A 24,944-nucleotide genomic window follows, 5' to 3' on the forward strand; every position below is an offset into this window, starting at 1 on the left:
GAGCCTGCCGATGGCATCCATGGACAAGCCCCCGCTCGGCACTCCCACGATCAAGTGGCGTTTTCCCGACATCCACCCCGAGGGCCGCAAATATGTGGCGATCGCGGCGGCGATCGCGCTGCTCAGCCTCTTCGTGTTCGATTTCATCACCTGGCCCCTGGTGTTCCTCACCTTCGGGGTCGCGGCATTCTTCCGCGATCCGATCCGGGTGACGCCGCAGGCCGAGGGCGTGCTGGTCGCGCCGGCGGACGGCCTCATCACGATGATCCAGCGGGTGGAGCTGCCGCCCGAGCTCAAGGGTGCGCAGGCGCTGGGCGAGGCGCCGATGGTGCGCGTGTCGATCTTCATGAGCGTGTTCGACGTCCATGTGAACCGCACGCCGATCACCGGCACGATCCGCCACGTCATCTATATCTCGGGCCGTTTCCTCAACGCCGACCTCGACAAGGCGAGCGAGGAGAATGAGCGCCAGCACTTCATCGTCGAGGACAAGAACGGGCTGCGCATCGGCTTCACCCAGATCGCCGGCCTGGTCGCGCGGCGCATCGTCAGCTTCACCAAGCCGGGCGACATGGTCGTGGCCGGCCAGCGTGTCGGCCTGATCCGCTTCGGCAGCCGCGTCGACGTGTTCCTGCCCGAGGATTATGTGGCGCAGGTCACGCTCGGCCAGCGCACCATCGCCGGCGAGACGATCATCGCGAAGAAGGGCGGCGCGGCCGTCACCGGCATCTCGCAGTGAGCGACCGGCGCGGCGACACACGGTTCCCGCGTACGCTCCGGCCCCGTCGCATGCGGCGGATGCGGCCGGTGCGCGGCATCCCGCTGCGCGCCATCGCGCCCAATACCGTCACTGCGCTGGCGCTCTGCTCGGGCCTGACCGCGATCCGCTTCGCCATCGACGGCAAGTGGGAGCTGGCGGTGCTGATGGTCCTCATCGCCGGCCTGCTGGACGGGATCGACGGCAAGATCGCCCGGATGGTGCGCGGCGAGAGCCGGTTCGGTGCCGAGCTGGACAGCCTGTCCGACGCGATCTCGTTCGGCGTCGCGCCGGCGCTGATCCTGTATCTGTGGTCGCTGCAGACGCTGGGCCGGTTCGGCTGGATGATCGCGCTGATCCACGCTCTGTTCTGCGCGCTGCGCCTCGCCCGGTTCAACGCGCAGATCGACGCCGAGGAACAGCCGCACAAGTCCGCCGGATTCCTGACCGGGGTGCCGGCGCCGGCCGGGGCGGTGCTGACCCTGCTGCCGATCTATCTCTGGCTGTTCACCGACGAGCCGCATCTGCGGATGCCGGTGGTGGTGGCGCCGTGGACGGCTTTCATCGCGGTGCTGATGATCTCGAGCGTAGCGACCTTCGCGCCGCATATCCGGCTCAAGCAGCGCATCCGCTTCGAGGCGATCGCCGTGCTGGTGGTACTGGTTGCGGCGCTGGTCGCCGCACCCTGGCCGACGCTGGCGGGGATCGCGGTCCTCTACCTGCTCTCGATCCCGTTCAGCATCCGGAGCTATCGCCGGATCAGGCAGCTTCGCGCAGCGGGAATGCCGCGGAGCGGCGCACCGGAGTAGCATAGCGGACAGTGACGCGGCTCGGCACCAGCTCGGGCAGCGGCTGGACGAGATTGCCGCCGATCAGCTCGCGCATGCGGGGAAGGGCGGCGACGATCGAGGAGACGATCGTCCAGCCGGCAACGGCGAACGCGGCGGCGAACAGCAGAACGGTAAGCAATGCAGTCATCACTTGGCTCCCAAAACGCGCCTGACCTGGCGAGAACCCTGCGATTCCAACCTATTGGCGCCCGCTGACGTTCCCTGTCCGCGTTGTGAGCCTGTTATGTTCCGTTAACGTTCCATTGTCAAGCGCATGTTCTTTGCTTGTTCCGATGTCGCGCAACCTCCTGCTTGCCAGCATGTCCGGCTTGCCGATAGCATCGTGGCAATAGGGAGGGACATTTCATGCGACTGAAGATCCTGGCCGCGATGGCGGCCGTGACGGCGCTATATGTCGATGCCGCCGCGGCGCAGGCGATCAACCTGCAGAGCTGCCCGGCGACCAAGCTCGAGGCGAGCGCGCTGATCTCGAAACTCAAGCAGAATGGGGAGGCGCCGGGCGGCACGATCTCCTTCGATACCAGCAACCTGCGTTTCCAGGGCGATCCGGTGCAGGGCCTGTACACCAACCGGGATACGGGCTGGCTCCATATCCGCCTGCCGCGCGGACCGTCTGCCTATGCGGCGGTGGTGCGCGCAGCGCATGCGGCTGATGCGGCGCGCGTCAATTGCGACGAACCCGACAAGGGCTGCTATATCCGCATGAACGACAAGCGCGCCTGGGGACTCTACAGCCTCGACTTCTCGACTTTCGAGGGGCGGTTCGTGAAGGAAGGCGAGCCGGACGGACGCTATCTGATCTGCTTCTATTGATCTGATTCCTTCCTATATGAACAGCCTGGTTGCGTTCCTGCGCGCTTTCGCGTAGGGGCGCCGCCTCAACCCCGCATGGGAAGCATCATAACCCGGTGCCGAACGCCGTTCGGTCACTCGCTTCCCAGAGGAACAACCGGAAGGAGTTATCCCTATGGCGGCACCTGTCGTCTCTCTGCAGCAGCTGCTCGAATCGGGCGCGCACTTCGGTCACCAGACCCACCGCTGGAACCCGAAGATGAAGCCTTACATCTTCGGCGAGCGCAACGGCGTTCACATCATTGACCTCTCGCAGACCGTGCCGCTCTTCGCGCGCGCGCTTGAGTTCGTGAACTCGACCGTCGCCGCCGGCGGCAAGGTGCTGTTCGTCGGCACCAAGCGCCAGGCCCAGGAGCCGATCGCCGAGGCAGCTCGCCGCGCCGGCCAGCACTTCGTCAACCACCGCTGGCTGGGCGGCATGCTCACCAACTGGAAGACGATCTCGCAGTCGATCAAGCGCCTCAAGACGCTCGAAGAGCAGCTTTCGGGCGACACGCACGGCCTGACCAAGAAGGAAGTGCTGCAGCTCACCCGTGAGCGCGACAAGCTCGAGCTCTCGCTCGGCGGCATCCGCGACATGGGCGGCCTGCCCGACGTGATGTTCGTGATCGACGCGAACAAGGAAGAGCTGGCGATCAAGGAAGCCAACACCCTGGGTATCCCGGTTGTTGCGATCCTCGACTCGAACGTGAGCCCGGACGGCATCGCCTTCCCGGTTCCGGCGAACGACGACGCCTCGCGCGCCATCCGCCTGTACTGCGAAGCGATCGCCATCGCGGCGACCCGCGGCAACCAGGACCGCCAGGCGAGCTTCGGCGTCGACCTGGGCGCCCAGGAAGTCGCTCCGGTCGAGCCGGCGCTGACCGAGACCGCCGAGCAGGCAGTCGAGGGCGAGCGTCAGATCGACGCGTAAAGCTTGCAACTGATTGTCTCCGAACTGACATAGGCGCGCATTAGGCGCCCGGTCAGTTCGGAGCGTCATCCCATCCCCGTTCGGGCTGCGCGTGTCGAAGCCCCGTACTTCTTCTCCCGTGCCGGGCCAAAGAAGGCGGCCCTTCGACAAGCACAGGGCGAACGGGGATTGATTTATCGGCCGTGCCCCGGCGCGGCCTAACCAAGAGGAAAGAAACATGGCCGAGATCACCGCAGCAGCCGTGAAGGAACTCCGCGAGAAGAGCGGCGCGGGCATGATGGACTGCAAGAAGGCGCTGTCCGAGAACAATGGCGACATGGAAGCCGCAGTCGACTGGCTGCGCACCAAGGGCCTCGCCGCCGCCGCCAAGAAGTCGAGCCGCACCGCCGCCGAGGGCCTGGTCGGCCTGGCCGTTGCCGGCACCAAGGGCGTTGCCGTCGAAGTCAACTCGCAGACCGACTTCGTTGCCAAGAACGAGATCTTCCAGACCTTCGTTCGTGACGTGACTGCGGTTGCGCTCGAGCTGGGCGACAACATCGACACCATCAAGGCAGCGCCGCTGCCGGCCGGGACTGTCGAGGAAGTGCTGACCAACAACATCTCGACCATCGGCGAGAACCAGGTTCTGCGCCGCGCCAAGCAGGTGCAGGTCTCGCAGGGCGCGGTGATCCCGTACGTCCACAACGCGCAGGCCCCGGGCCTGGGCAAGATCGGCGTGCTCGTCGCGCTCGAGAGCGATGCCGGCGTCGATGTGCTCGAGCCGCTCGGCAAGCAGATCGCGATGCACGTCGCGGCTGCCTTCCCGCTGGCGCTGTCGGTCGACGACCTCGATCCGGAAGTCGTCGAGCGCGAAGCCGCGATCCTGCGCGAGAAGAACGCCGAGAAGATCGTCGGCAAGTCGGCCGAAGTCGCTGAGAAGATCCTCAACGGCCCGATCGAGAAGTTCAAGAAGGAGAACGCTCTCCTGACCCAGCTTTTCGTGATGGACGGCAAGACCCCGGTTCAGGACGTGATCGCCAAGGCAGCCAAGGACGCCGGCGCTTCGATCGTGCTGAAGGACTATGTCCGCTTCCAGCTCGGCGAAGGCATCGAGAAGGAAGAGAGCGACTTCGCTGCCGAAGTGGCTGCGACCGCCGGTCTCACCAACTAAGGTCTTCCCGGACCTGATGCGCGGGCGCTGTCACCCCAGGGTGACGGCGCCCGTTTGCGTTTCGGCGAATATTGGTCATCCGCGGCAGGGGGCGTGACCAGAACTGCAACGCATCTGTCGACGTTGCGTCATCGGTTGCGGGTAGTAAAACACTTCAATTACCGTTGCGTAACGCGGAGTGTTCGGCAATGCGGGTGGGGTTGGGCGCGGTTCTTGTCGCCACGGTACTTGCCGGCTGCGACGGTGGCGGGAGCGCATCTTTTCCCGCGCCGACACCGACGCCCACCACGACGCCGGCGCCAACACCTACCCCCAGTCCCACGCCGACTCCCACGCCAGTAGCCTATGAGACCGCGTTCGATTTCTCGCGGAATCGCACCATTCCGATGTTGTTTTTCAATTATCCCCAGGGCTTCGAGTATGAGGTCGGCAAGAAGCCGCAGCCCTATATCGTGGATGATTTCCATTTCACCCAGGATCTTGCCGCCGGAACGGTCGAGATAGGATATGGATATGGCGCTGTGGGAATGTCCCTGGGAGATTTCCGCTTCTTCTACCGGGCAAATCCGTACAACGGCGTTCTGTATAATTCTCGAGCCGATATCCTGCGCGCGGATACCAATACCGGCCCCTATTCGCGCCGTGCGGTTGTCATTTTTCCAGTCGCCGGCATCCAGTACGCCGCGACGGGCGAGGGGAACAAGCCGGTCGCCGGAGCGGGGGGATATTTCGAGAGAATGCTCCTGGGCGCCCGAACCCTGCCGGGAGACGCGCCCGCGGCCGCCACACTGACCTATCCCATTGCTCCGGACAGCTACAAGACGCTGGGCAGCTCGGGCGTCGAGACGCTCCTGTATCCTTCGGGCAGCCTGATCGTGAACATGGCGACCAGGGCCGTCGGCGGTACGATAACCGTTCCTTCCCTGAGCGGCGGACCGGCGGTGCACCTGACCATCTCCGGAACGCTCAATGCGGCGGATCTGAGCCTGTCCGGTGACGTGACGAATGATGCGTCGATGCCGACGGGATCCTTTGCGGGCTGGCTGTTTGGTCCATCCGCGACGGAAGCCGGCATCCTCATTCAGGTTGCCAACACGAAGACCGTTCAATCCTATTTCTTTCCGGTGGTAGGCAAGCGCGCGTCCTGAGCGGGCCGCTCCCGATCGGTGGCGGCCCTTTGCGTTTCACATTGTTGCGTAGGAGCGGGGTGCTGCCGCAATCTCTCGACATTGTGCGCTTGGTTTCCTACCAATCTAATACCTTTCACCGGCAGGAGCCTGTTCAATGCGAGAATCCCGTTCCCTTCGTGCTGCTGTTCTGGCCCTGGCGATGGGAAGCGCGATGCCGGCATTGGCCCAGGTCTCCACCGCGCCCGCGATCTTCCCCGCGCCGGTGTCGCTGCGCCTGTCGGGCCCGAGCGTCGCGCTGGGCGATGCGGTGGTGCTGGTGCGCGAGGCGGGGGCGGATGCGGCGACCGAGAAGCTGGTGCGCGCGGTCCTGACCGAAGCCGGCGTGAAGAACATCCGGGTCGAGACGGTGCTGCCGAAGCGGCTCTATCTCACCCATGTCGTGATCGGCGGAGCCGGAGGCGCGGCGGTGCGCGACGCATTGGCGCGGACCGGCGGCGAAGTGCCGGCCAAGGCCGAGGGCTATGCGCTGGCCAGTGCCGCGCAGGGCGACGGCGCGCTGATCGTGCTGGCGGGCAGGGATGGCGACGGCCTCTACCATGCCGCGCAGAGCCTGCGGCAGATCGTGGCGCGCGGGCGCGTATCCTCGGTGGTCGTCTCCGACTATCCGGCGATGCCGGTGCGCGGCTCGATCGAAGGCTTCTACGGCAAGCCCTGGTCGATGGCCGAGCGCGAGGACCACATCGCCTTCCTCGCCCGGTTCAAGGCTAACACCTATATCTACAGCCCGAAGGACGATGTGTTCGCCCGCGACAAGTGGCGCGATCCCTATCCGGCCGACACGCTGGGCGCGCTGGGCAAGGTCGTCGACGTCGCCAATCGCGAGCATGTCAACTTCGTCTATGCGATCTCGCCGGGGCCCTCGATCTGCTACAGCGACGCTGCCGACCTGGAGGCAGTGCGTCGCAAGTTCGCCGCGCTGCGCGGGCTGGGCGTGCGCAGCTTCTATGTCGCGCTCGACGACATCGAATATACCAAGTGGAACTGCCCGGCCGACGAGGCGGCGTTCGGCGCGCCCGGCCAGAAGGCTGCCGCGGCCGCGCAGGCAAAGCTGCTCAACGCCGTGCAGGCGGACCTGGCGGCTGCAGGCCATGGCTCGCTGACCATGGTGCCCACCGAATATTACAACACCACGGAATCGCCCTACAAAGCGGAGCTGCGCAAGGCGCTCGATCCGCGCGTGGTGGTGCAGTGGACCGGCACCGATGTCGTGCCCGCCTCGATCTCGGTGTCCGATGCGAAGAACGCCACCAAGGCATTCGGCCGCAAGACGCTGCTCTGGGACAATTACCCGGTGAACGATTTCGGCGAGACCACCGGGCGGCTGCTGATGGCACCCTATGACCGCCGCCAAGCGGGGCTTTCGGCCGAGCTGAGCGGCATCGTCTCCAATCCGATGAACCAGGAAGTGGCGAGCCGCCCCGCGGTGGCGGGGCTGCTGGCCTTCTCGTGGAACGACCGCGACTACAACGTCCAGCGCACCTGGCGCGCGGCGGCGCTCGACCTTGCCGGCGGCGATGCCGGGACCGCCGATGCGCTGCTCGCCTTCTTCGATACCCAGCACGTCGCGCCGACCTTTGGCCATCTGCCCTGGCAGCCCCAGGCACCGAAGCTCAAGGCGCTGATCGACACCGCGCGCGACGCGCTGGCCGATAACGATCCGCAGGCGATCGCCACGGCGCTCACCGACCTGGGCGAGGCGGCGGACGCGCTGGCGGCGGCGCCGGACCGGATCCGTGCCGGTGTGGTGGTGCCCGGCTTCGTGCGCGAGACCGGGCCGTGGCTCGATGCCGCGCAGCTCTGGGGCCGCGCGCTGCGCCTGACCGTGGATGGTCTGGTCGCCGCCCGCGCCGGTCAGTCGGGCGCCGCGCGCTATTTCGCCGAGGCGACGGAGCTGACCAAGAAGGCCTCGGCGATTCGCTCGATCCCCGGCGCCACCCGCTTCGAAGGGCCGGTGAAGGTGTCGGACGGCGTGCTCGACAGCTTCATCAGCGATGCGCCGGGCCTGATCTACCTCGCTCCGGCGCCTTCGCCGAAGGACTGATCGCGCCGGAACCGGCATCGTCCACAGCTGTTACCGTTGTCACGAGCGGGCGCATGGCAAATAGGCCGTGCGCCCGCTTGTCCCTTTGGGCGCGCTCCTCTAGGGTCCGCGCCGCTTCCCGTATCCGGCGTAACCAAAAGGCTTTCATGACCGCTCCTCGATTCAAGCGCATCCTCCTCAAACTGTCGGGCGAGGTCCTGATGGGGCAGGGGCAGTTCGGCATCGATCCGGAGACCTGCGAGCGCGTGGCGCTCGAAGTGAAGGCTGCCAAGGAGAGCGGGCTCGAGATCTGCATGGTCGTCGGCGGCGGCAACATCTTCCGCGGCCTGGCCGGCGCGGCGCAGGGCATCGACCGCGCCTCGGCCGATTACATGGGCATGCTGGCGACCGTGATGAACGCGCTGGCGATGCAGAACGCGCTGGAGAAGGTGGGCGTCGATACCCGCGTCCAGTCGGCGATCCCGATGGCGTCGGTTTGCGAGCCCTATATCCGCCGTCGTGCCGAGCGCCACATGGAGAAGGGCCGCGTCGTCCTGTTCGCCGCCGGCACCGGCCTGCCGTTCTTCACCACCGACACCACGGCGGCGCTGCGCGCGGCCGAGATGCAGTGCGACGCGCTGTTCAAGGGCACCAGCGTCGACGGCGTCTATGATGCCGATCCGAAGAAGGTGCCGACGGCAAAGCGTTACGATACGCTGAGTTTCAACCGCGTCCTCGCAGACAATCTGAAGGTGATGGACGCCTCCGCGGTCGCCCTGTGCCGCGACAACAATATCCCGATCGTCGTGTTCAACATCCGCGATGCCGGCAACCTGACCAAGGTGCTGGTGGGCGAGGGCACCTCGACCATCGTCCAGAACGAAACCCAATCCGCATAAGAAGGAGCCGATAATGGCCGCTTACGACAAGGCCGACCTCGAGCGCCGCATGAACGGCGCGGTGGAGTCGCTGAAGCATGACCTGCAGGGCCTGCGCACGGGCCGCGCGAGCACCACGCTGCTCGAGCCGGTGACCGTCGAGGTCTACGGCGCACATATGCCGCTCGCCCAGGTGGCGACGGTTGCGGCGCCCGAGCCGCGCCTGCTCTCGGTCACCGTGTGGGACAAGTCGAACGTCGGGCCCGTCGAGAAGGCGATCCGCTCGGCCGGCCTCGGCCTCAACCCGATCACCGACGGCCAGACGCTGCGCCTGCCGATCCCGGACCTGACCGAGGAGCGCCGCAAGGAGCTCGCCAAGCTCGCCAGCAAATATGCCGAAGCAGCCCGCATCGCCGTGCGCAACGTGCGCCGTGACGGCAATGACAGCCTGAAGGCCGACGAGAAGAAGGGCGTTTTCTCGGAAGACGAGCGCAAGCGCCACGAGACCGAGGTGCAGAAGCTCACCGATGCCACGATCGCCGATATCGACGCGGCGGCCGCTGCCAAGGAAAAGGAAATCCTGGGCAAGTGACGTCGTCGCGCGCCCTGCCTGTTTCTTGCCGGAATGACGTCAGCGGTGCGTTCGATGGCTGCTAAGCCCGTTCCCGAGGCGGAGGGCGCCACGCCCCCGCGCCATGTCGCCATCATCATGGACGGCAATGGCCGCTGGGCGAAGAAGCGGTTCCTGCCGCGCATCGCCGGGCACAAGCAGGGCGTGGAGGCCGTGCGGCGGATCAGCCGCGCGGCACGTACGCTCGGCATCGAGGTGCTGACGCTCTACGCCTTCTCTTCGGAGAACTGGCGGCGTCCGGAAGAGGAAGTGCGGGACCTGATGGGCCTGCTCCGCCACTTCCTAGCGAGCGAGCTCGACGAGCTGGTTTCCGAAGGCGTCAAGCTTCGGGTGATCGGTGCGTGGCGCAAGCTCTCGCCCGATCTGGTCGCGATGATCGAAGGCGCGATGGCACGCACCGCGAACAATCCCGGTCCGACCCTGGTGATCGCGCTCAACTACGGCGCCCAGGCCGAGCTGGCCGACGCCGCGCGCGCGCTGGCCGAGAAGGCGCGGGCAGGGGAGATCGATCCCGCCTCGATCGACGAGGCGGCGTTCGAGGCCGCGCTCGACACGGGCGACCTGCCGCCGCTCGACCTGCTGATCCGTACCTCGGGTGAGCAGCGCCTGTCGAACTTCCTGCTCTGGCAGGCGGCCTATGCCGAATTCCTGTTCGTCGACACGCTGTGGCCGGACTTCGACGAGAAGGCGCTGGCCGCCGCGCTCGACCAATATGGCCGCCGTCAGCGCCGTTTCGGGGGCCTGTGAGCAAGAACGGTTCCGAACTCGCCACCCGGCTGGGTGTCGCCTTCATCCTGATCGGCCTGGCCTTTGCCGCGCTCTATTCCGGCGGCCTGGGCTTCTGGGTGGTGGTCAGCGTCGCCGGCGTGCTGATGATGGGCGAATGGGCGTTGCTCGCCGGTGCCAGCGACAAGGGCAAGCGGCTCGCGCAATATGCGATCTCGGTGCCGCTGGCGGCGATGGCTCCGGGTCTCGCGGCCGGGCCGGGCTTCCTGGCGCTGGGCCTGATCCTGGGCGCCTTCTTCTTCCTGATGATCATCACCCGCGGGCTGCAGCTGGCGCTCGGCGCCTTCTATGTCGGTCTGCCGATCCTGGCGCTGGTGCTGCTCCGCGAGCAGCCGCAACAGGGCCTGCTGCTTACCTTCTGGGCGATGGCGCTGGTCTGGGCGTGCGACAGTGCCGCCTATTTCGCCGGCCGGGCGATCGGCGGACCCAAGCTTGCCCCGGCGATCAGCCCGAACAAGACCTGGGCGGGGTTCCTCGGCGGCGTTGCGGGGGCGACGCTGTTCGCCTTTGTGCTGGTCTGGCTGTTCCACCTGCCGGTCGCGCTGGCCTGGGCGACGCCGGTGCTCGGTGTGCTGTCCCAGCTCGGTGATTTGTTCGAGAGCCATCTCAAGCGCTGCGCCGGCGTGAAGGATTCGGGGAACCTGCTTCCCGGCCATGGCGGCGTGCTCGATCGGCTCGACGGGCTGGTCACGGTCGCGCCGGTGGCGGCGCTGCTGGTGCTCTGGCTGGCCCGATGAAACGCAGTGTCACGATCCTGGGCGCCACCGGATCGGTAGGCGGCTCGACGCTCGACCTGATCGAGCGCGAACCCGATCGCTTCGAAGTGATCGCGCTGACTGCCAACAGCGATGTCGAGAAGCTTGCCGCGGCTGCGATCCGCACCGGTGCGCGCCATGCGGTGGTTGCGGACGAGAGCTGCCTCCCGGCGCTGCGTGACAGGCTTGCCGGCACGGGCATCCCCTGCGCCGGCGGCGCGGAAGCCGTTTGCGACGCGGCGCGGATGGGCGCGGACTGGACGATGGCGGCGATTGTCGGCCTGGCCGGGCTGGGCTCGGCAATGGCAGCGATCGAGCGGGGCGGCACGGTGGTGCTCGCCAACAAGGAGCCGCTGGTATCGGCCGGCGACCTGGTCACCGCGGCGGCACGACGTCACGGCGCCACGCTCCTTCCCGCCGATTCGGAGCATAATGCGATTTTCCAGTGCTTCGATTTCGAGCGCCCGGAACGCGTGCGGCGGATCATCCTGACCGCGAGTGGCGGTCCGTTCCGCGATTGGGACCTCGAAGCGATGCGCGGCGTCACGCCGTCCCAGGCCTGCGCGCATCCCAACTGGTCGATGGGCGCCAAGATCTCGGTCGATTCGGCGACGATGATGAACAAGGGCCTCGAGCTGATCGAGGCGGCGCGGCTGTTCCCGGTCGCAAATGACGCACTTGAAATATTGGTGCATCGCCAATCAGTTATCCACTCGATGGTGGAATATGTCGATGGATCGGTGCTGGCCCAGATGGGCCCTTCGGACATGCGGGTGCCGATCGCGCACACGCTCGCCTGGCCCGACCGGATGGCGACGCCGATGCCACCGCTCGACTTTGTGGCAATGGCAAGGCTGGACTTCGAGGCGCCCGACGCGGTGCGGTTCCCCGCCTTGCGGCTGGCCCGCGAGGCGCTGGAGGCCGGGGGCGCTCGTCCGGCGATCCTCAACGCGGCCAATGAAGTGGCTGTCGCGGCCTTCCTTGCGGGCCGTCTCAACTTTCTTGAAATTGCCGCAATCTCTGCCGATACGCTTGACCGCTATGACCCGGTCGCTCCGGAAAGCCTCGAAGCCGTTTGGGCAATCGACGCCGAGGCTAGGCGGATCGCGGGCGAGCGTGTGAAGGACGGCGTCGCTTGATTCAATCTCCCGGCATCCTGGTCACCATCCTGGCGTTCGCGCTGGTGCTCGGGCCGCTCGTGTTCCTGCACGAGCTGGGTCATTACCTCGCCGGGCGCTGGTTCGGCGTGAAGGCCGACGAGTTCTCGATCGGCTTCGGCCGCGAGATCGCCGGCTTCACCGACAAGCGCGGCACCCGCTGGAAGTTCGGCTGGCTGCCGCTCGGCGGCTATGTCCGCTTCGCCGGTGACATGAACCCCGCCAGCCAGCCCTCGCCGGAATGGCTCTCGCTGCCGCCCAGGGAGCGGGCGCAGACCTTCCAGGCCAAGCCGCTGTGGCAGCGCGCGATCATCGTCGCCGCGGGCCCCATCATGAATTTCCTGGTCGCGATCGCGATCCTCGGCGCCTTCGCGGTCGCCTATGGCAAGGTCGTGACCCCGCCGGTGATCGGCAGCATCGCCCCCAAGAGCGCGGCCGAGAGCGCCGGGCTCAAGCCGGGCGACCGGATCCTGTCGCTCAACGGACGCCAGGTCGAGGATTTCGTCGATATCGGCGTCTTCGCGATGATCCGCTCGGGCGAGGCGGTGAACATCGAATATCAGCGTGGCGGCCAGACCGCGCAGGCCAGCGCGACGATCGGCTCGCTGACCGAGAAGGACCGGTTCGGCAACATCACGCATCGCGGCGTGCTCGGCATCGGCCGGGTCGCGTCGGAGATCCGCCCCGTCGCGCTCTGGGAAGCGCCGGGCGAGGGGATCAGGCAGACGGTCGGGATCGTGAAGACCACGATCGAGGGGCTCCAGCGGATCATTCTGGGACGTATCCCGGTGAGCGAGCTGGGCGGTCCGCTCAAGATCGCCAAGGTCTCCGGCGAATTTCTCGCCATGGGGCCGGTCCAATTGGTCTATCTGATCGCGCTGATCTCCATTAATCTGGGATTCATCAACCTGTTGCCAGTCCCCGTGCTGGATGGCGGCCATCTCCTGTTCTACGCAGTGGAAGCCGTTCGTCGCCGCCCGGTGGAGCCGCAGGTTATGGAATGGGCTTATCGTGGCGGTTTGGTCGCAATTCTCGCGCTCATGCTGTTCGTTACGTTCAACGACCTCGGCACGTTCGGCGTGTGGAGAAATCTGGCCGGGTTGATCGGCTGATGTGGTTCGTGCAGGGCGGTGCAAGCCGCGTGGCTGACGGCCGGGTATTTTGATTCCGACTGGGGTGGGATGGTGACTGCGATCAAGGCAACGAAAATCGGCGCGCGCGCCACGGCGACCCTCCTCGCGGGCACGGTGCTCTCGGGAGCTGCGTTCGCGCAGACCGCGCCCCAGGCGACCCCTGCGCCCGCTCCCGCGGCGGCCCAGGCCACGCCTGTTCCCGGCCTGCCGGCCCCGGTGACGCGCACGATCAAGTCGATCCGCGTCCAGGGTTCGCAGCGCATCGAGCCGGAAACGGTGATGAGCTACACCCGCCTGCGCGTGGGTGACGCCTATACCAACGAGACGCTCGACCAGGCGATCAAGGACCTGCTCGCGTCCGAGCTGCTCGCCGATGTGTCGATCGAAGGCGCCGAGACCGGCGAGCTGGTGATCCGCATCCGCGAGAACCCCGTGATCAACCGCGTGATCTACGAGGGCAACAAGCGGCTCAAGGAAGACAAGATCAAGAAGGAAGTGAAGCTGGCCCCGCGCCAGATCTTCACCCGTACCGCGGTGCGCGCCGACGTCGCGCGCATCATCGAGCTCTATCGCCGCCAGGGCCGCTTCGCCGCCGTGGTCGAGCCGAAGATGGTCAGCCTCGACCAGAACCGCGTCGACGTGATCTTCGAGGTCCATGAGGGCCCGAAGTCGAAGGTCCGCCAGATCAACATCATCGGCAACGAGGTGTTCTCCGACGGCAAGCTGCGCGGCGAGATGGCGACCAAGGTGGCGAGCCTCGCCCACCTGATGAGCTCGAACACGTCGTACGATCAGGACCGCCTGGCCTATGACCAGCAGAAGCTGCGCCAGTTCTACCTGACCAATGGCTATGCCGATTTCCGCGTGATCTCGGCCGTGGCCGAGCTGACGCCGGACAAGAAGGACTTCATCATCACCTATGTGGTGGAGGAAGGCCCCCGCTATAAGTTCGGTCCGGTCACCGTCGACAGCGCGATCCGCGATTTCGACGACAAGAAGCTCGCCAGCGCGCTGAGCATCAAGGAAGGCGACTGGTACAATGCGAAGGCCGTGGAAGACACGGTCGAGCAGCTGAGCGAGACCGCCGGCATCGCCGGCTACGCCTTTGCCGATGTCCGCCCGGACTTCCAGCGCGACAAGGAAGCGCTGACGATGGGGATGAATTTCCACATCGCCGAAGCGAACCGCACCTATATCGAGCGCATCGACATCACCGGCAACCGCCAGACCCAGGACAAGGTGATCCGCCGCGAGTTCCGCGTGGCCGAGGGCGACGCCTTCAACACCTTCCTGGTCAAGCGCTCGCAGGACCGCATCAACTCGCTGGGCTATTTCCAGGACAAGTTCGAGATCGAGCGTGTCGAGGGTTCGGCGCCGGACCGCATCGTCCTCAAGGCGAACGTCGAAGAGCGCGCCAACGGCGAACTGACCCTGTCGGCGGGCTTCTCGAGCCTCGAGCAGTTCATCCTCCAGGCCTCGATCCGCCAGCGCAACTTCCGCGGCATGGGCCAGACCGTGTCGGCCTCGGTCGACTATTCGAGCTACTCGAAGTCGGTCGAGCTGGGCTTCACCGAGCCTTATCTGTTCGACAAGAACATCGCGCTGGGCGGCACGATCTTCCGCCGCGACTATAACGCGTTCAACTATATCGGCTCGGATCGCTCGACCACCTACAGCCAGGTCTCGACCGGCTTCCAGGTCGTCGCCGGCGTGCCGCTGACCGAGTACTGGACGCTGTCGGGCCGCTACTATCTCGCGCAGGACGACGTGACGCTCGACAAGTCGAGCTTCTACACCGACGGCGTCTGCGATCCGCTCAAGGCCGGTCGCTATTATTGCGAGGCCGTGGGCAACCGCATCACCTCGCTGGTCGGCGTGACGCTGACCTATGACAGCCTGAACAGCCGCCTGCGTCCGTCGCGTGGCCAGCGCCTGTCGCTGAGCGGCGACTTCGCCGGTGTCGGCGGCGACGTGCGCTATCTGCGCGCGCGCTTCGATGGCGACAAATACTGGAACGTCGGCAGCGGCTTCATCGCCTCGGTCTCGGTCGAGGGCGGCTATATCCACAGCCTCGAGAAGAGCCGCGGTTCGGGCATCGATCCGGTGCGCATCACCGATCGCTTCTATCTGGGTGAGCCGCAGTTCCGCGGCTTCGACATCCGCGGCGTCGGTCCGCGCGTGCAGCGCATCAGCTATACCGGCTCGGTGGCGACCGGCGACCAGCTGCTGGTCACCGATCGCGACCAGATCGTCGACGACGCGATCGGCGGCAAGGCCTATTACCTGACCAAGGCCGAGCTCGAGATCCCGCTGGGTGCCGGCGCTGCCGAAATGGGCCTGCGTCCGTCGATCTTCGTGATGGCGGGCAGCCTGTTCAACATCACCCGCCCGGGCAAGACGATCGAGTTCGAGCAGGCGCGCGACAGCGGCGGCAAGCTGCTGTTCAACGCCGACGGTTCGCCGTCGCTGCTCCCGAAGGACAATTTCCTCAAGGATTCGTCGGGCAACCAGCTCTACATCGTGAGCGCGTCCGATCCGACCTATTCGGGTTATTACACCACCTGTAAGGTCGGTTACTCGGCGAGCGCGACCACGGCCTGCTCGGGTACCTCGATCAACGCCATCGCCAATTCGCCGATCACGCCCTTCTACGAGCGCTATGTGGGCGACAGCCCGTCGCCGCGCCTGTCGGTCGGCTTCGGTGTGAACTGGAATTCGCCCTTCGGCCCGCTGCGTATCGACGTGGCCAAGACGTTGCTCCACGCCAAGGGCGACGACACCAAGCTTGTAACCTTCAACGTAGGGACTCAATTCTGATGATTACCAAGAAGCGCATTCTCGCCGCGCTGCTCGCGGCGCCTGCCGCGCTCGCAGTTGCTGCTCCGGCACAAGCGCAGGTGAGCGGCAGCATTGCTACCGCGAGCCCGGTTCGCGTCGTCGATTCGTCCAAGGCGTTCACCGCTGCCCAGCAGCAGATCCAGACGACCTACAAGTCGGCCTTCGAGCAGATCAACGCACGCCGCCAGGCCGCGCAGAAGGAAGCCGAGCCGCTTCTCGCCCAGCTCGACACCAACAAGGACAAGAAGGTCGACGACGCCGAGCTCAAGGCTGCCCAGGCTGCCAAGAACCCGGTCCTCGACAAGATCGCCGCGCTGCAGAACACCGCCAATGCGGACGTCCAGAAGCTGAGCAACCCGGCCGCCCGCGCCGAGCTGTTCGCGATCGAATCGATCCTGCGCCAGTATGACGCCGCCCAGCTGCGCGTCGTCACCGCCCGCAAGATCGGCGTGATCCTGTCGCCGGAAGTGTTCATGTACGCGCCGGATTCGGCCGACATCAGCGACGCGATCACCGCCGAGCTCGACAAGACCACCCCGACCGTCAGCATCCAGCCGCCGGCTGAGTGGCAGCCCGCCCGCGAGACGCTGGCGATGCAGCAGCAGCTGGCCCAGCTCGAGCAGATCCGCGCCTATCAGGCCGCTGCCCAGCAGCAGCGCGCTGCCCAGGGTGCCGCTCCGGCTCCGGCAGCTCCGGCGCCCGCCGCTCCGGCTGGCGGCAAGAAGCCTGCTGAGCCGCGGTGAGCGAGGAAGTAACGGCACGCGCCGACATCGGCCCGCTTGATATCAAGCGGGTGATGGCGGCGCTGCCGCATCGCTACCCGATGCTGCTTGTCGATCGCGTCGAGGAGCTGGTCCCGGACCAGCGCATCGCCGCGATCAAGGCGGTCTCGATGAACGAGGAATTCTTCCAGGGGCATTTCCCCGGAAGGCCGATCATGCCCGGCGTCCTCCAGGTGGAGGCACTGGCGCAGGCGGCGGGCGTGCTCGCGGTCGAGAGCCTCGGCCTCGCCGGTTCGGGCAAGCTCGTCTATTTCATGTCGATCGACGGGGTGAAGTTCCGCAAGCCGGTCGAACCCGGCGTGCTGCTCCGCCTCGAGGTCGAGTTCATCCAGAAGCGTAGCCGCGTCTGCAAGTTCGCGGGCAAGGCACTGCTGAACGGCGAAGTCGCCACCGAATGCGAATTCACCGCGATGATCGCGGATCCGCCTTCGGATTGAGCTTCACGGCCATGGATTTTGGAGCGCCGGCGGGCAGGGCAACCTGTCTGGCCGGCGTTTCGCTGTCTGGCTGGATCGATGGGCTTCGGGGTGTTTCAGCCCCTTTGGTTCCCCGGCCTTTGCCGGGGAACTGGAGATGTCTTAGCCCGCCGGGCCCTCCGCCTGCTTCTTCTCCCGCTCCGCGCGCCGCGCGGCGGCCTTTTCCTGCCGCTCGATCCTGCGCGCCTCGCGTTCCGCGCGCGCCCGTTGTGCGGGGGTGAGGATCGGAATGCCGCCGACAACGATCTCGTCCATCGAAGCATCCGCTGGTGCGGCCTGGGTTGCCGGTGCCTCCTGGGCTGCGGCGGGGAGCGCGGCGACACCGGCTGCCAGGGCTGCCGCCACGATCGCCGCCTTCGCCACCGGACGGCGGTAGCTGACGCAAAGCTCTTCCCGCGCGCCGGCAAGCATGCGCAGCCGTTGCGGCGCGCCGAGCCGGTCCAGATCGAGCACGCGCTTGCTGCATTGCCGGCAGAAATCGCCGTCCATCACTTCGTCCAGGCGATCGGCAACGGGGCAGGGGCGACTGATCCTGGGAAAACCATCCACGGGGCTTCTCTCCCTTGTTTGCGCCCGCAGCCTATAATGTGAGCTGGCCGTTGCCTAGCGGCCACGTCTCTGCTAGGCGCGCGCCTTCCGCTGCCGGTCGGAAACCGGCGGCTTTCCAAGGAATTCGATGTGAAGACCAATACGCATCCCGATTACCACATGATCAAGGTCCAGATGACCGACGGCACCGTCTTCGAGACTCGCTCCACCTGGGGCAAGGAAGGCGATCTGATGACGCTCGACATCGATCCGCTGGCGCACCCGGCCTGGACCGGCGGGCAGGGCCGTCTGCTTGACCAGGGTGGCCAGGTCGCGCGCTTCAACAAGCGCTTCGGCGGCCTCAACCTCGGCAAGAAGTAATCTTGTGGGCTTTCGGCGCGTTACGTTGTTAACGCGCCGTTAGCCACCAAGGTCTAGCTTGCCCGGCATGGCAAGCGCAGCACGAGCATTCGCAGCGGAATTCGAACCGGCCGAGGAACTTGGCCGGCGCAGGTCCATGCGCGCACCGGTCTCGCTCGATGCGAAGATCGGGCGGGGTGGCCTTGACCGCGCGCTCTGCAAGGTGGTGGACGTTTCGCTCCACGGTGCCCGCATCCATACCTATTCGGTGGTGAAGGCCAACTCCATGATCTGGCTGGCGCTGCCCAGGATCGGGCATGTCGCCGCTCGCGTCGTCTGGTCGGACGATTTCGAGGCCGGCCTCGAGTTCCAGACTTCGCTCACGCCCGAAGCGTTCGAGATACTTACGGCATAATGATGGCCCTGTGCGCCGAAAGGATGCACGGGGTGATTGCGCATGGGCGCAAACTAAGACATCCTCCACGAACTTCACCTGCTGGGGAAACTGGTGATGCTCAAGGGTCTGCTGCTTTGCGCGGCGGCATGTGCCGCGCCCACGACGGTACTGGCAGGCGATAAGGACCTGCCGATCGTTCCGAACCTGAAGGCGATGCTCGCCGCCGATGGGGCTGCGCGCAATGTGCCGGGCCGCAAGGCCGCGGTGGCGCGGCCTGCCGGCTTCGTGCCGATCGCCTATCGCGGTCTCGAACGTGCCGATCTCTCGACCACGACCGTTTCGCAGCCGCCGGTGCGGTTGCAGTCCGCCACCTCCGTTGCCGAGCTCAAGTCGGCGCGGGACTGGCATCTGTCGGTGGTGGAGAACAGCCAGAACACCACCAGCGCCCGTGGCGGCAGCTGGGCCGTGTACGATACGCTCTCCGATCATCGCAAACCGCGCTTCCGCCGCTCGGCGCTGAGCACCATGCTGGTGCTCAAGATCGACGGGAAGGAAAACACATCGCCGGTCAGCGTCGGCGGCGGCGGTGTCGCATCCGCCCTGTGGAAGGCGATGCCGGGGGATTGAGCCCCCGGCGCCCGTTTCAGCCCAGCCAGTCGATCCAGTTGCCATAGGCGTGGCAGGTCGCGAGCCTGCGCGTCTCGCCGCTCGGCCAGCAGGTCAGCGTGAGCTGCACTTCGCTGCGCGTCGGCGTCCATTCGAAGCCGATCCAGGCGAGCGGCCGCTCGGCCGTGGCGCGGGCACCGGCGCCGTGGATCGCGTTGAGCACCGTCGCGCGGTCCTCGCCGGTGAAATATTGCAGCACCATCGAGTGGAAGACGACGCGGCACCGCCCGGCCAGCTGCGGCTCGGCGAGCCGCTCGACCAGCCAGGAGGCGGCGTCCTGCCGGTCGATCCGCGGCGGGTGGCGCAGCGCCAGGTCGAGCGCGCGCTCGAGCCGGCGGGCGCGGCCGGGCTGGTCGGCCCAGACATAGGACAGCAGCCGCTCGCGCGTCTCCGCGTCGCCCGGGTCGAGCGGGTTGAGATCCACACCGCGCGCCGAGGCGACCTCGATCGGGGCGGGCAGGGGCTCCGGCCCGGTCCATAGGGGCACCACCTGCACCGGCGAATCGACCTGTCCGGCGGAAATGCCCCCTAGGTCATAGCCATAGTGGGCAAGATTGAGATTGAGTCCGCAGCTCGATCCCAGCTCGAGCAGCTCGAAGGGCAGCCCGAACCGGCGCCGCGCGACCATCAGCGCGGCGCCGATCGCGGCGGCCCGGCCGACTTCGTTGGTCTGCGGCGTATCCTCCATCCAGCGCGCGATGAAGCTGTCGGAGGCGGCAAGCGCGGCGCCGATCGCGCCGTCATAATCGTCATGCTCGCGGCGATAGAGCGCGCGCAGCGCCTCGGGCTCGCCGCGGCGGGCGAGTGCGTGGAGCGCGGCGTTGAAGCGCATCGCCAGGGCCGAGGCGGAGGGGTCGCGCGGCCAGCCGGCGATCAGCTCGGCGGTCCGCGGCGCGAGATAGAGCTGGCGATGCCCCGCCTCGAGCACCGCCGCGACGAAGGGCGAGCCGAGCTTGCGGGCGACCCGGGACTGGCGGTGGAGCTCGCCCACCGGCGTGGGCACCATCATGCGCATTCTGTTTTCCTTGCCACCCGAAGGCGGAGACATGCGGGCATCCCGGGGCCCGGCCCGACGGCATGACGCCGCCGGGCCGGTGCGCCTCAGAAGGACTGCCAGTCGTCGAGCGCGGCGCCGTTGGCCGGACGGGTCAGCGCCGTCACCGCGGCCGCCGGCAGCGGCTTGGCCGAGATGTCGAACCCGCCCCGCGCAGCCGCACGCGGCGTCGCCCGACCGGTCTCGCCGACCTTGAAGCGGCGCGCCTGTTCGGAGAGCGTGGTCACTTCGCTCGCCAGGTGACGCGCGGCGGCCGAGGTCTGCTCGACCATCGCGGCATTCTGCTGGGTCGACTGGTCCATCGCGCCGATCGCGGTGCTGACTTCGCTGATCGCGGTCGCCTGGGCCTGGTTGTCGCTCGCCATCTCGCCGAGCAGCGAGTGGACCTCGCCGACGCCGGTCGAGATGTTGGCCAGCGCGCCATCGACCTTCTGCACCGCATCGACGGCCGAGACGATGTCGGTCTGCGTCGCGGTGAGCTGGTCGCGGGCACGGCCCGCTTCCTCTTCCGCGCGCATCGCCAGCGCCGAGACCAGGTCGGCGACGACCGCGAAGCCGCGGCCCGCCTCGCCGGCGCGGCCAGCTTCCACCGCCGCGTTCATCGCGAGGACCCGGGTCTGGAAGGCGATCTTGTCGAGGCCCTCGATGACCGAGTCGATGCCCTTGGCGCTGTCGGCGACGCGGGTCATCGCCTGCATCGCCTCGTCGGCGGTCTCGCGACCGTCGGTGACGGTGGCGATCGTCTCGTCGGCGCGGGCGACCGTGCGGTTCGCGGCATCGGCGGTCGCGCGCAGGCGGCCGTTCATCTGCGTCACCGCGGCGGCCGTCTCCTCGAGGCTGGCGGCATTGGCTTCGGTCCGACGCGCCAGGTCCTCGGAGGCCTGGGCGATCTCGTTCGAGCCGGTGTTGATCGCCGCGGTCGATTCCATCACCGATGCGATCAGCGTGCGCAGCTCGGTCACGGCCGCGTTGAAGTTGGTCTTCACCGCTTCATATTCGCCCGGGAAGGCCTGGCTGATCTCGGCGGTGAGGTTGCCGCCGGCCAGTTCGGAGAGCTGCGCCGATACGGTCTCGACGACCATCTTCTGCGCGGCCTCGGCCTTGGCATTGGCGGCGTCGGCGGCCTGCTTGGCCACCGCGGCGTCGCGGAACACCAGCACGGCGCGGGCCATGTCGCCCAGCTCGTCGCGGCGATCCGCGTCGGGCACGGCGATGTCGTTCCGGCCGGCCGCAAGGTCCGCCATGGTACGGGTGAGGCCCGAGATCGGGCTGGCGATCAGCCGGGTGAGCACGACGGCGAGGGTGATCGCGATGCCGATCAGCGCGATCGCACCGATCACCAGCACGAACAGGGCGGTGCCGATCGCCGATTCCTGGCGGGCGCCGTTCTGCTCGATCGCGGCGGTCTGTGCGTCCTTGATCTCGCGCAGCGGCAGCACGGCGGCGCTGGTCAGCACGGCCTTGCCGGCGGCGCGGACATCGGCCTCGGCCGCGTCACGCTGGCCGGCCTTGACCTTGGCGATCAGGCGATCGCTCCAGTCCTTGCGCCACTTGAGCGTTTCCTCGCGCGACTTGACCAGCGCGTCCTTCAGCTTGGGATCCTTCAGCAGGGTCTCCAGCTCGGCCGAGGTCTTGTCATAGTCGTCCCGCCCCTCGTTGTACGACTTGAGATAGGTCTCGTCGGCGGTGACGAGGAAGCCGCGCATCTGGCTGTTCTGGCGCAGCAGCGCGGTCTCCAGCGCCTGCGCCTTGGCGTAGATCGACTGGCTGAGATTGTTGGCGTCGGTCGAGCCGCGAATCGACGAGATGCTGGAGTAGAACACCAGCATCACGATCGCCGCCGTCGCGCAGATCGTCAGGAACGACAGGCCCAGCTTCCTGGGGATCTTCATGGCCTTGAACATATTTCCTAGCCTTGATCGGGATGGTGGCGCCTGCGGCCGCAGGGCGCCGCCACCTCAGGGGTGCTTCCGATACGGAGCGGGGCCCGGACCATGCCCCCCGGCATGGCCCGGACCCTGCGCCGGATCAGAAGTCGAAGCGGACCGCCGCCGAGATGGTGCGGCCGTTGAGCACATGCGCACGCGCCACGCCCACCGCCGGGATCACTGCGTCGTCGATCGCGGTGATCGCGATGACGTCGAACAGGTTCGCGGCGTTGACCGACAGCGTCACGCGGTCGAGCGGACGGAACTGCACGAACGCGTTGGTCGTCGTGTAGCCCGGCACCTTCAGCGTGTTCGCGGCCGTGGCCCAGCTGCCGGTGGTGCCGATGACGACGGCGCCGACGCTGAACTTCTCGGTCGTGATCTGCGGGGTCACCTGGTAGATCAGCTTCGCCTGGTGCTGCGGCGTGTTGCCGCTGTTCGCCGGGGTGAACACGTCGTTCGTGATCTCCGCGTCGGTATAGGTCGCACCCGCGGTCAGGCTGAAGATGCCCATGCGGTAGCTGCCCTCGAACTCGGCGCCGATCGCCTTGTAGTCGCGCAGCAGCGGCAGGCCGGTGGTCGAGTCGAGGTTGCTGTCCTCGGCCTTGGCCCAGAAGCCGGTCAGGTTGAGGGTCAGCTTGTCGTTGCGGTACTTCACGCCCGCCTCGGCCTGGTGGACGACGTCGACCGCATTGTCCTTGTCGACCATCTTGCCGGTGTTCGGGTTGACCAGCGGGCTGAACTGGATGCGGTCGCCATTGGCGCGGCCGCCACGGCTGTAGCGCGCGAACACCGCGAGCGGTTCGGCGATGCGCCAGTTGATGCCGGCCGAATAGCTCAGATAGCCATAGGTATAGTCGACCACGCCCGGGGTGGCCGGGGTGATCGCCACGGCCATTTCCGGAACCGAGATCACGCCGTCGCCATTGACGTCGCGCGGGGCGACGCCGACGCGGCCACCGCCCAGATCGGCGCCGAACACGGTGCCTTCGGCCTTGCCGAAGTCATAGCGCAGCGAACCGCCGATCGAGACGCCGCCGACCTTGAGGTTGACCGAGGCGAACGGCGCGTTGGTGGTGTAGCCGAGCTTGTAGCCGCGGCGGAACTGGCCCGGGGTCGGCGCGCCATAGCGCAGCGTGCCGTCCTGGGTGACCTTCACGCCACCGGCGGTGGCGACGTCGAGCAGCTGGGCATCGCCATTGTCCGAGATGCCGCTGAGCACGGTCGCCCAGTTCCAGTCGGAATCGATGTTCTGGTGCGAGCTGTAGAGGCCGACGGTGGTCGTCAGGTCATGGCCGCCGAGCTTCCACACCTTGCTGGCGCGGATGTCGTTGGTGACGTTGCTCAGGTCGTTCAGGTCGGTATCCGCGAGCATCATCAGCGCGCCGAGGCCATTGCCGTTGAGCGTGGTCGGGTTGGTGACCGCGGTGCCGGTGTTCGGGCCGCTGGCATAGCGCAGCGTGCCGCCCGGGGCGCCGAACGCCGCCGGCATCGCCGCAGCGGGCACGAACTGGGTGTAGTAGATGCCCATGTAATGGTTGGTCATGTTCGAGTAGCGGAACTTCTCGGTCACGTCCCAGCCGGCGATGTCGAACTTCGCCTCGAGGCCCACGGACTTCTGGATCGGGTGCTGGCCGGCGGTCACGTCGTCGCGCACCGGCTGGTTGTTGCCGTCCAGGGTCAGCTGGGTCTGGTAGAACTTCGAGAACAGCGAGTCATGACGCACGTCATAGCCGGCGATGTTCTTGTACTTCGGATCGGCGTTGGTGCCGCTCACCGCGATCGGGGTGATGTCGTACGCGGGCGTGCGGTCATCCAGATACTTGGCGTAGAAGCGGATATAGCCGCCGTCGAACTCCTTGGTGACGTTCAGCTTGATCTGGCCGCCGCGGGTCGAGGTGAAGCCGGTCGCGCGCGGGCCTTCGCCGTCGCGGTAGAAGCCGCCGACATGGAAGCGCAGCGTCGGGGTGATCTTCGCGCCATAGTCGAAGTCGATGCGGCGCATGCCATAGTCGAGGCCGGCCGAGAGCTGCACGGCGCCGCCTTCGGTGTCGCCGGTCTTCGAGATGAAGTTGACGATGCCGCCGGGCGAGTTCGACGCGAAGGTCGAGGCCGATCCGCCACGGATCGCTTCCACCGCCGCCAGGTTCAGGTCGGCGCGCAGGAAGGTGTCGGCGGTGGCGAAGGCGATGTCGCCGAATTCGAGCACGGGCAGGCCGTCTTCCTGCAGCTGCAGGAACTTGGCGCCGGTCGAGGCGATCGGCAGGCCGCGGATGGTGATGTTGGCGCTGCCTTCACCGGTCGACGCTTCCGAGCGGATGCCCGGGATGTCGCGCAGGATCTCGGAGATCGAGCGGGCGCCGATCTTGTCGATCTCGGCGGCGCGCAGCGCGCTGGTCGAGGTGGCGCTGTCCAGGCGGTCGCGGCCCTTGGCGACGCCGGTCGAGAAGACTTCCTCGGTCTTCTTGGCGGCCGGGGTCTTCTGGGCCTCGCCCTCGGGCTTCGGTGCGGTGTTGCTGGTCGCCGGAGCGGCCGGCGCGGTCTCCGACGCCATGGCAGGGGCGACGAGTGCGAACGGCGCGGCAGTGATCAACAGGAAATGCTTCTTCATGATTAGACGATCCACCTTTGAAAATTTTGTGACCCTCGGCGGGGTCGTTCCTTCCCTGGAAACCGGCGCTGCCGGTGCTGCCTCGGCGATGGCGGGCCCCCGTTGCGCGGGACCGGGCCAGCCATGCGGACGAAGCGGAATTTCTGCGGTCTGGATGGTTCCGGCCTGGGGCTGCACCCGAGGGCATCGACCGGCGATGGCTTGCGAACGTCGGGCACGCGCAGGCTCTCG

General features: G+C 66.9%; 24 protein-coding genes. 19 read left to right on the forward strand and 5 right to left on the reverse strand.

The features are described from left to right. The first annotated feature begins 10 nt into the window (after positions 1–10). Positions 11–739 carry a phosphatidylserine decarboxylase gene (locus HNP52_RS09160; protein ID WP_184165822.1) on the forward strand — a complete coding sequence of 243 codons (729 nt, stop codon included), beginning with the start codon at positions 11–13 and terminating at the stop codon, positions 737–739. Between the two features lie 50 nt (positions 740–789). After that, positions 790–1,566 carry a phosphatidylcholine/phosphatidylserine synthase gene (locus tag HNP52_RS09165; protein WP_184165825.1) on the forward strand — a complete coding sequence of 259 codons (777 nt, stop codon included), beginning with the start codon at positions 790–792 and terminating at the stop codon, positions 1,564–1,566. Here the strand turns inward: HNP52_RS09165 and HNP52_RS09170 are convergent. Continuing rightward, positions 1,517–1,735, reverse strand: a complete 219-nt coding sequence (locus tag HNP52_RS09170; RefSeq protein WP_184165828.1) for a hypothetical protein — start codon at positions 1,733–1,735, stop codon at positions 1,517–1,519. The two genes, HNP52_RS09165 and HNP52_RS09170, sit on opposite strands and share 50 nt — an antisense overlap. Positions 1,736–1,953: 218 nt before the next feature. Here HNP52_RS09170 and HNP52_RS09175 point away from each other — a divergent pair, with 218 nt between their 5' ends. From HNP52_RS09175 to fabZ, 14 genes are all read left to right on the forward strand, one after another. Continuing rightward, on the forward strand, positions 1,954–2,421 hold the full coding sequence (locus HNP52_RS09175; protein WP_184165831.1) for a hypothetical protein: 468 nt from the start codon (positions 1,954–1,956) through the stop codon (positions 2,419–2,421). 154 nt (positions 2,422–2,575) lie between these two features. Further along, positions 2,576–3,373 carry a 30S ribosomal protein S2 gene (gene rpsB / locus HNP52_RS09180; protein WP_184165834.1) on the forward strand — a complete coding sequence of 266 codons (798 nt, stop codon included), beginning with the start codon at positions 2,576–2,578 and terminating at the stop codon, positions 3,371–3,373. 217 nt (positions 3,374–3,590) lie between these two features. Further along, complete coding sequence (gene tsf, locus HNP52_RS09185) at positions 3,591–4,523, forward strand: translation elongation factor Ts (protein ID WP_184165837.1); 933 nt, start codon at positions 3,591–3,593, stop codon at positions 4,521–4,523. Positions 4,524–4,909: 386 nt separating this feature from the next. After that, a complete protein-coding gene (locus HNP52_RS09190) occupies positions 4,910–5,671 on the forward strand; it encodes a hypothetical protein (RefSeq protein ID WP_184165839.1) in 762 nt (253 codons plus the stop codon). 193 nt (positions 5,672–5,864) lie between these two features. After that, positions 5,865–7,754, forward strand: coding sequence for a beta-N-acetylglucosaminidase domain-containing protein (locus HNP52_RS09195; protein WP_260396037.1), 1,890 nt, complete (start codon positions 5,865–5,867; stop codon positions 7,752–7,754). Positions 7,755–7,900: 146 nt separating this feature from the next. Further along, the gene (pyrH, locus tag HNP52_RS09200; protein WP_184165843.1) at positions 7,901–8,632 is read left to right on the forward strand and encodes a UMP kinase; all 732 of its coding nucleotides are present in this window, start codon (positions 7,901–7,903) and stop codon (positions 8,630–8,632) included. Positions 8,633–8,645: 13 nt separating this feature from the next. Further along, positions 8,646–9,203: a ribosome recycling factor gene (frr, locus tag HNP52_RS09205; RefSeq protein WP_184165845.1), complete on the forward strand. Its 558-nt coding sequence runs from the start codon at positions 8,646–8,648 to the stop codon at positions 9,201–9,203. Positions 9,204–9,236: 33 nt separating this feature from the next. Then, the gene (locus tag HNP52_RS09210) at positions 9,237–9,989 is read left to right on the forward strand and encodes an isoprenyl transferase (protein WP_184165847.1); all 753 of its coding nucleotides are present in this window, start codon (positions 9,237–9,239) and stop codon (positions 9,987–9,989) included. Continuing rightward, on the forward strand, positions 9,986–10,765 hold the full coding sequence (locus tag HNP52_RS09215) for a phosphatidate cytidylyltransferase (RefSeq protein ID WP_184165849.1): 780 nt from the start codon (positions 9,986–9,988) through the stop codon (positions 10,763–10,765). The genes HNP52_RS09210 and HNP52_RS09215 overlap by 4 nt, the downstream gene beginning before the upstream one ends. After that, positions 10,762–11,922, forward strand: coding sequence for a 1-deoxy-D-xylulose-5-phosphate reductoisomerase (dxr, locus tag HNP52_RS09220; protein WP_184165851.1), 1,161 nt, complete (start codon positions 10,762–10,764; stop codon positions 11,920–11,922). Before HNP52_RS09215 ends, dxr begins: the two co-directional genes overlap by 4 nt. After that, positions 11,919–13,052, forward strand: coding sequence for an RIP metalloprotease RseP (gene rseP / locus HNP52_RS09225; protein ID WP_184165853.1), 1,134 nt, complete (start codon positions 11,919–11,921; stop codon positions 13,050–13,052). Before dxr ends, rseP begins: the two co-directional genes overlap by 4 nt. Positions 13,053–13,121: 69 nt before the next feature. After that, entirely contained in the window at positions 13,122–15,890 is a 2,769-nt protein-coding gene (bamA, locus tag HNP52_RS09230) for an outer membrane protein assembly factor BamA (RefSeq protein WP_184165856.1), read from the forward strand. Beyond that, positions 15,890–16,654 (forward strand): OmpH family outer membrane protein, encoded by a 765-nt coding sequence (locus tag HNP52_RS09235; protein ID WP_221416232.1) that lies wholly within the window; start codon positions 15,890–15,892, stop codon positions 16,652–16,654. The genes bamA and HNP52_RS09235 overlap by 1 nt, the downstream gene beginning before the upstream one ends. Further along, on the forward strand, positions 16,651–17,130 hold the full coding sequence (gene fabZ, locus HNP52_RS09240) for a 3-hydroxyacyl-ACP dehydratase FabZ (protein ID WP_311768434.1): 480 nt from the start codon (positions 16,651–16,653) through the stop codon (positions 17,128–17,130). Before HNP52_RS09235 ends, fabZ begins: the two co-directional genes overlap by 4 nt. Before the next feature lie 141 nt (positions 17,131–17,271). Here fabZ and HNP52_RS09245 read toward each other — a convergent pair whose 3' ends face one another. Next, positions 17,272–17,718 (reverse strand): hypothetical protein, encoded by a 447-nt coding sequence (locus HNP52_RS09245; protein ID WP_184165859.1) that lies wholly within the window; start codon positions 17,716–17,718, stop codon positions 17,272–17,274. A 129-nt stretch (positions 17,719–17,847) separates the two neighbouring features. On the opposite strand from HNP52_RS09245, the gene rpmE reads away from it, so the two are divergent. From rpmE to HNP52_RS09260, 3 genes are all read left to right on the forward strand, one after another. Next, positions 17,848–18,078 carry a 50S ribosomal protein L31 gene (gene rpmE, locus HNP52_RS09250; protein ID WP_184165862.1) on the forward strand — a complete coding sequence of 77 codons (231 nt, stop codon included), beginning with the start codon at positions 17,848–17,850 and terminating at the stop codon, positions 18,076–18,078. A 136-nt stretch (positions 18,079–18,214) separates the two neighbouring features. Continuing rightward, on the forward strand, positions 18,215–18,472 hold the full coding sequence (locus HNP52_RS09255; protein WP_260396038.1) for a PilZ domain-containing protein: 258 nt from the start codon (positions 18,215–18,217) through the stop codon (positions 18,470–18,472). 96 nt (positions 18,473–18,568) lie between these two features. Beyond that, positions 18,569–19,081: a hypothetical protein gene (locus tag HNP52_RS09260; protein ID WP_184165868.1), complete on the forward strand. Its 513-nt coding sequence runs from the start codon at positions 18,569–18,571 to the stop codon at positions 19,079–19,081. 16 nt (positions 19,082–19,097) lie between these two features. Here the strand turns inward: HNP52_RS09260 and HNP52_RS09265 are convergent, their stop codons facing one another. The 3 genes from HNP52_RS09265 to HNP52_RS09275 all read right to left on the reverse strand — a co-directional run bounded on the left by HNP52_RS09265 (position 19,098) and on the right by HNP52_RS09275 (position 24,713). After that, positions 19,098–20,135 (reverse strand): DUF2332 domain-containing protein, encoded by a 1,038-nt coding sequence (locus tag HNP52_RS09265; RefSeq protein WP_184165871.1) that lies wholly within the window; start codon positions 20,133–20,135, stop codon positions 19,098–19,100. 86 nt (positions 20,136–20,221) lie between these two features. Then, a complete protein-coding gene (locus tag HNP52_RS09270) occupies positions 20,222–22,078 on the reverse strand; it encodes a methyl-accepting chemotaxis protein (protein WP_184165874.1) in 1,857 nt (618 codons plus the stop codon). 124 nt (positions 22,079–22,202) lie between these two features. Further along, complete coding sequence (locus HNP52_RS09275) at positions 22,203–24,713, reverse strand: TonB-dependent siderophore receptor (protein WP_184165877.1); 2,511 nt, start codon at positions 24,711–24,713, stop codon at positions 22,203–22,205. Positions 24,714–24,944 lie beyond the last annotated feature (231 nt).

The sequence above is a fragment of the Sphingomonas kyeonggiensis genome (genome assembly GCF_014204495.1).
GTDB lineage: Bacteria > Pseudomonadota > Alphaproteobacteria > Sphingomonadales > Sphingomonadaceae > Sphingomonas > Sphingomonas kyeonggiensis_A.

Excerpts from the sequence above, each read along its gene's own strand:
- HNP52_RS09160 (WP_184165822.1), top strand. The coding sequence starts at position 11 with ATGGCATCCATGGACAAGCCCCCGCTCGGCACTCCCACGATCAAGTGG.
- HNP52_RS09165 (WP_184165825.1), top strand. The coding sequence starts at position 790 with ATGCGGCGGATGCGGCCGGTGCGCGGCATCCCGCTGCGCGCCATCGCG.
- HNP52_RS09170 (WP_184165828.1), bottom strand. The coding sequence starts at position 1,735 with ATGACTGCATTGCTTACCGTTCTGCTGTTCGCCGCCGCGTTCGCCGTT.
- HNP52_RS09175 (WP_184165831.1), top strand. The coding sequence starts at position 1,954 with ATGCGACTGAAGATCCTGGCCGCGATGGCGGCCGTGACGGCGCTATAT.
- rpsB (WP_184165834.1), top strand. The coding sequence starts at position 2,576 with ATGGCGGCACCTGTCGTCTCTCTGCAGCAGCTGCTCGAATCGGGCGCG.
- tsf (WP_184165837.1), top strand. The coding sequence starts at position 3,591 with ATGGCCGAGATCACCGCAGCAGCCGTGAAGGAACTCCGCGAGAAGAGC.
- HNP52_RS09190 (WP_184165839.1), top strand. The coding sequence starts at position 4,910 with ATGTTGTTTTTCAATTATCCCCAGGGCTTCGAGTATGAGGTCGGCAAG.
- HNP52_RS09195 (WP_260396037.1), top strand. The coding sequence starts at position 5,865 with ATGCCGGCATTGGCCCAGGTCTCCACCGCGCCCGCGATCTTCCCCGCG.
- pyrH (WP_184165843.1), top strand. The coding sequence starts at position 7,901 with ATGACCGCTCCTCGATTCAAGCGCATCCTCCTCAAACTGTCGGGCGAG.
- frr (WP_184165845.1), top strand. The coding sequence starts at position 8,646 with ATGGCCGCTTACGACAAGGCCGACCTCGAGCGCCGCATGAACGGCGCG.
- HNP52_RS09210 (WP_184165847.1), top strand. The coding sequence starts at position 9,237 with ATGACGTCAGCGGTGCGTTCGATGGCTGCTAAGCCCGTTCCCGAGGCG.
- dxr (WP_184165851.1), top strand. The coding sequence starts at position 10,762 with ATGAAACGCAGTGTCACGATCCTGGGCGCCACCGGATCGGTAGGCGGC.
- bamA (WP_184165856.1), top strand. The coding sequence starts at position 13,122 with ATGGTGACTGCGATCAAGGCAACGAAAATCGGCGCGCGCGCCACGGCG.
- HNP52_RS09235 (WP_221416232.1), top strand. The coding sequence starts at position 15,890 with ATGATTACCAAGAAGCGCATTCTCGCCGCGCTGCTCGCGGCGCCTGCC.
- HNP52_RS09255 (WP_260396038.1), top strand. The coding sequence starts at position 18,215 with ATGCGCGCACCGGTCTCGCTCGATGCGAAGATCGGGCGGGGTGGCCTT.
- HNP52_RS09260 (WP_184165868.1), top strand. The coding sequence starts at position 18,569 with ATGCTCAAGGGTCTGCTGCTTTGCGCGGCGGCATGTGCCGCGCCCACG.
- HNP52_RS09265 (WP_184165871.1), bottom strand. The coding sequence starts at position 20,135 with ATGCGCATGATGGTGCCCACGCCGGTGGGCGAGCTCCACCGCCAGTCC.
- HNP52_RS09270 (WP_184165874.1), bottom strand. The coding sequence starts at position 22,078 with ATGTTCAAGGCCATGAAGATCCCCAGGAAGCTGGGCCTGTCGTTCCTG.
- HNP52_RS09275 (WP_184165877.1), bottom strand. The coding sequence starts at position 24,713 with ATGAAGAAGCATTTCCTGTTGATCACTGCCGCGCCGTTCGCACTCGTC.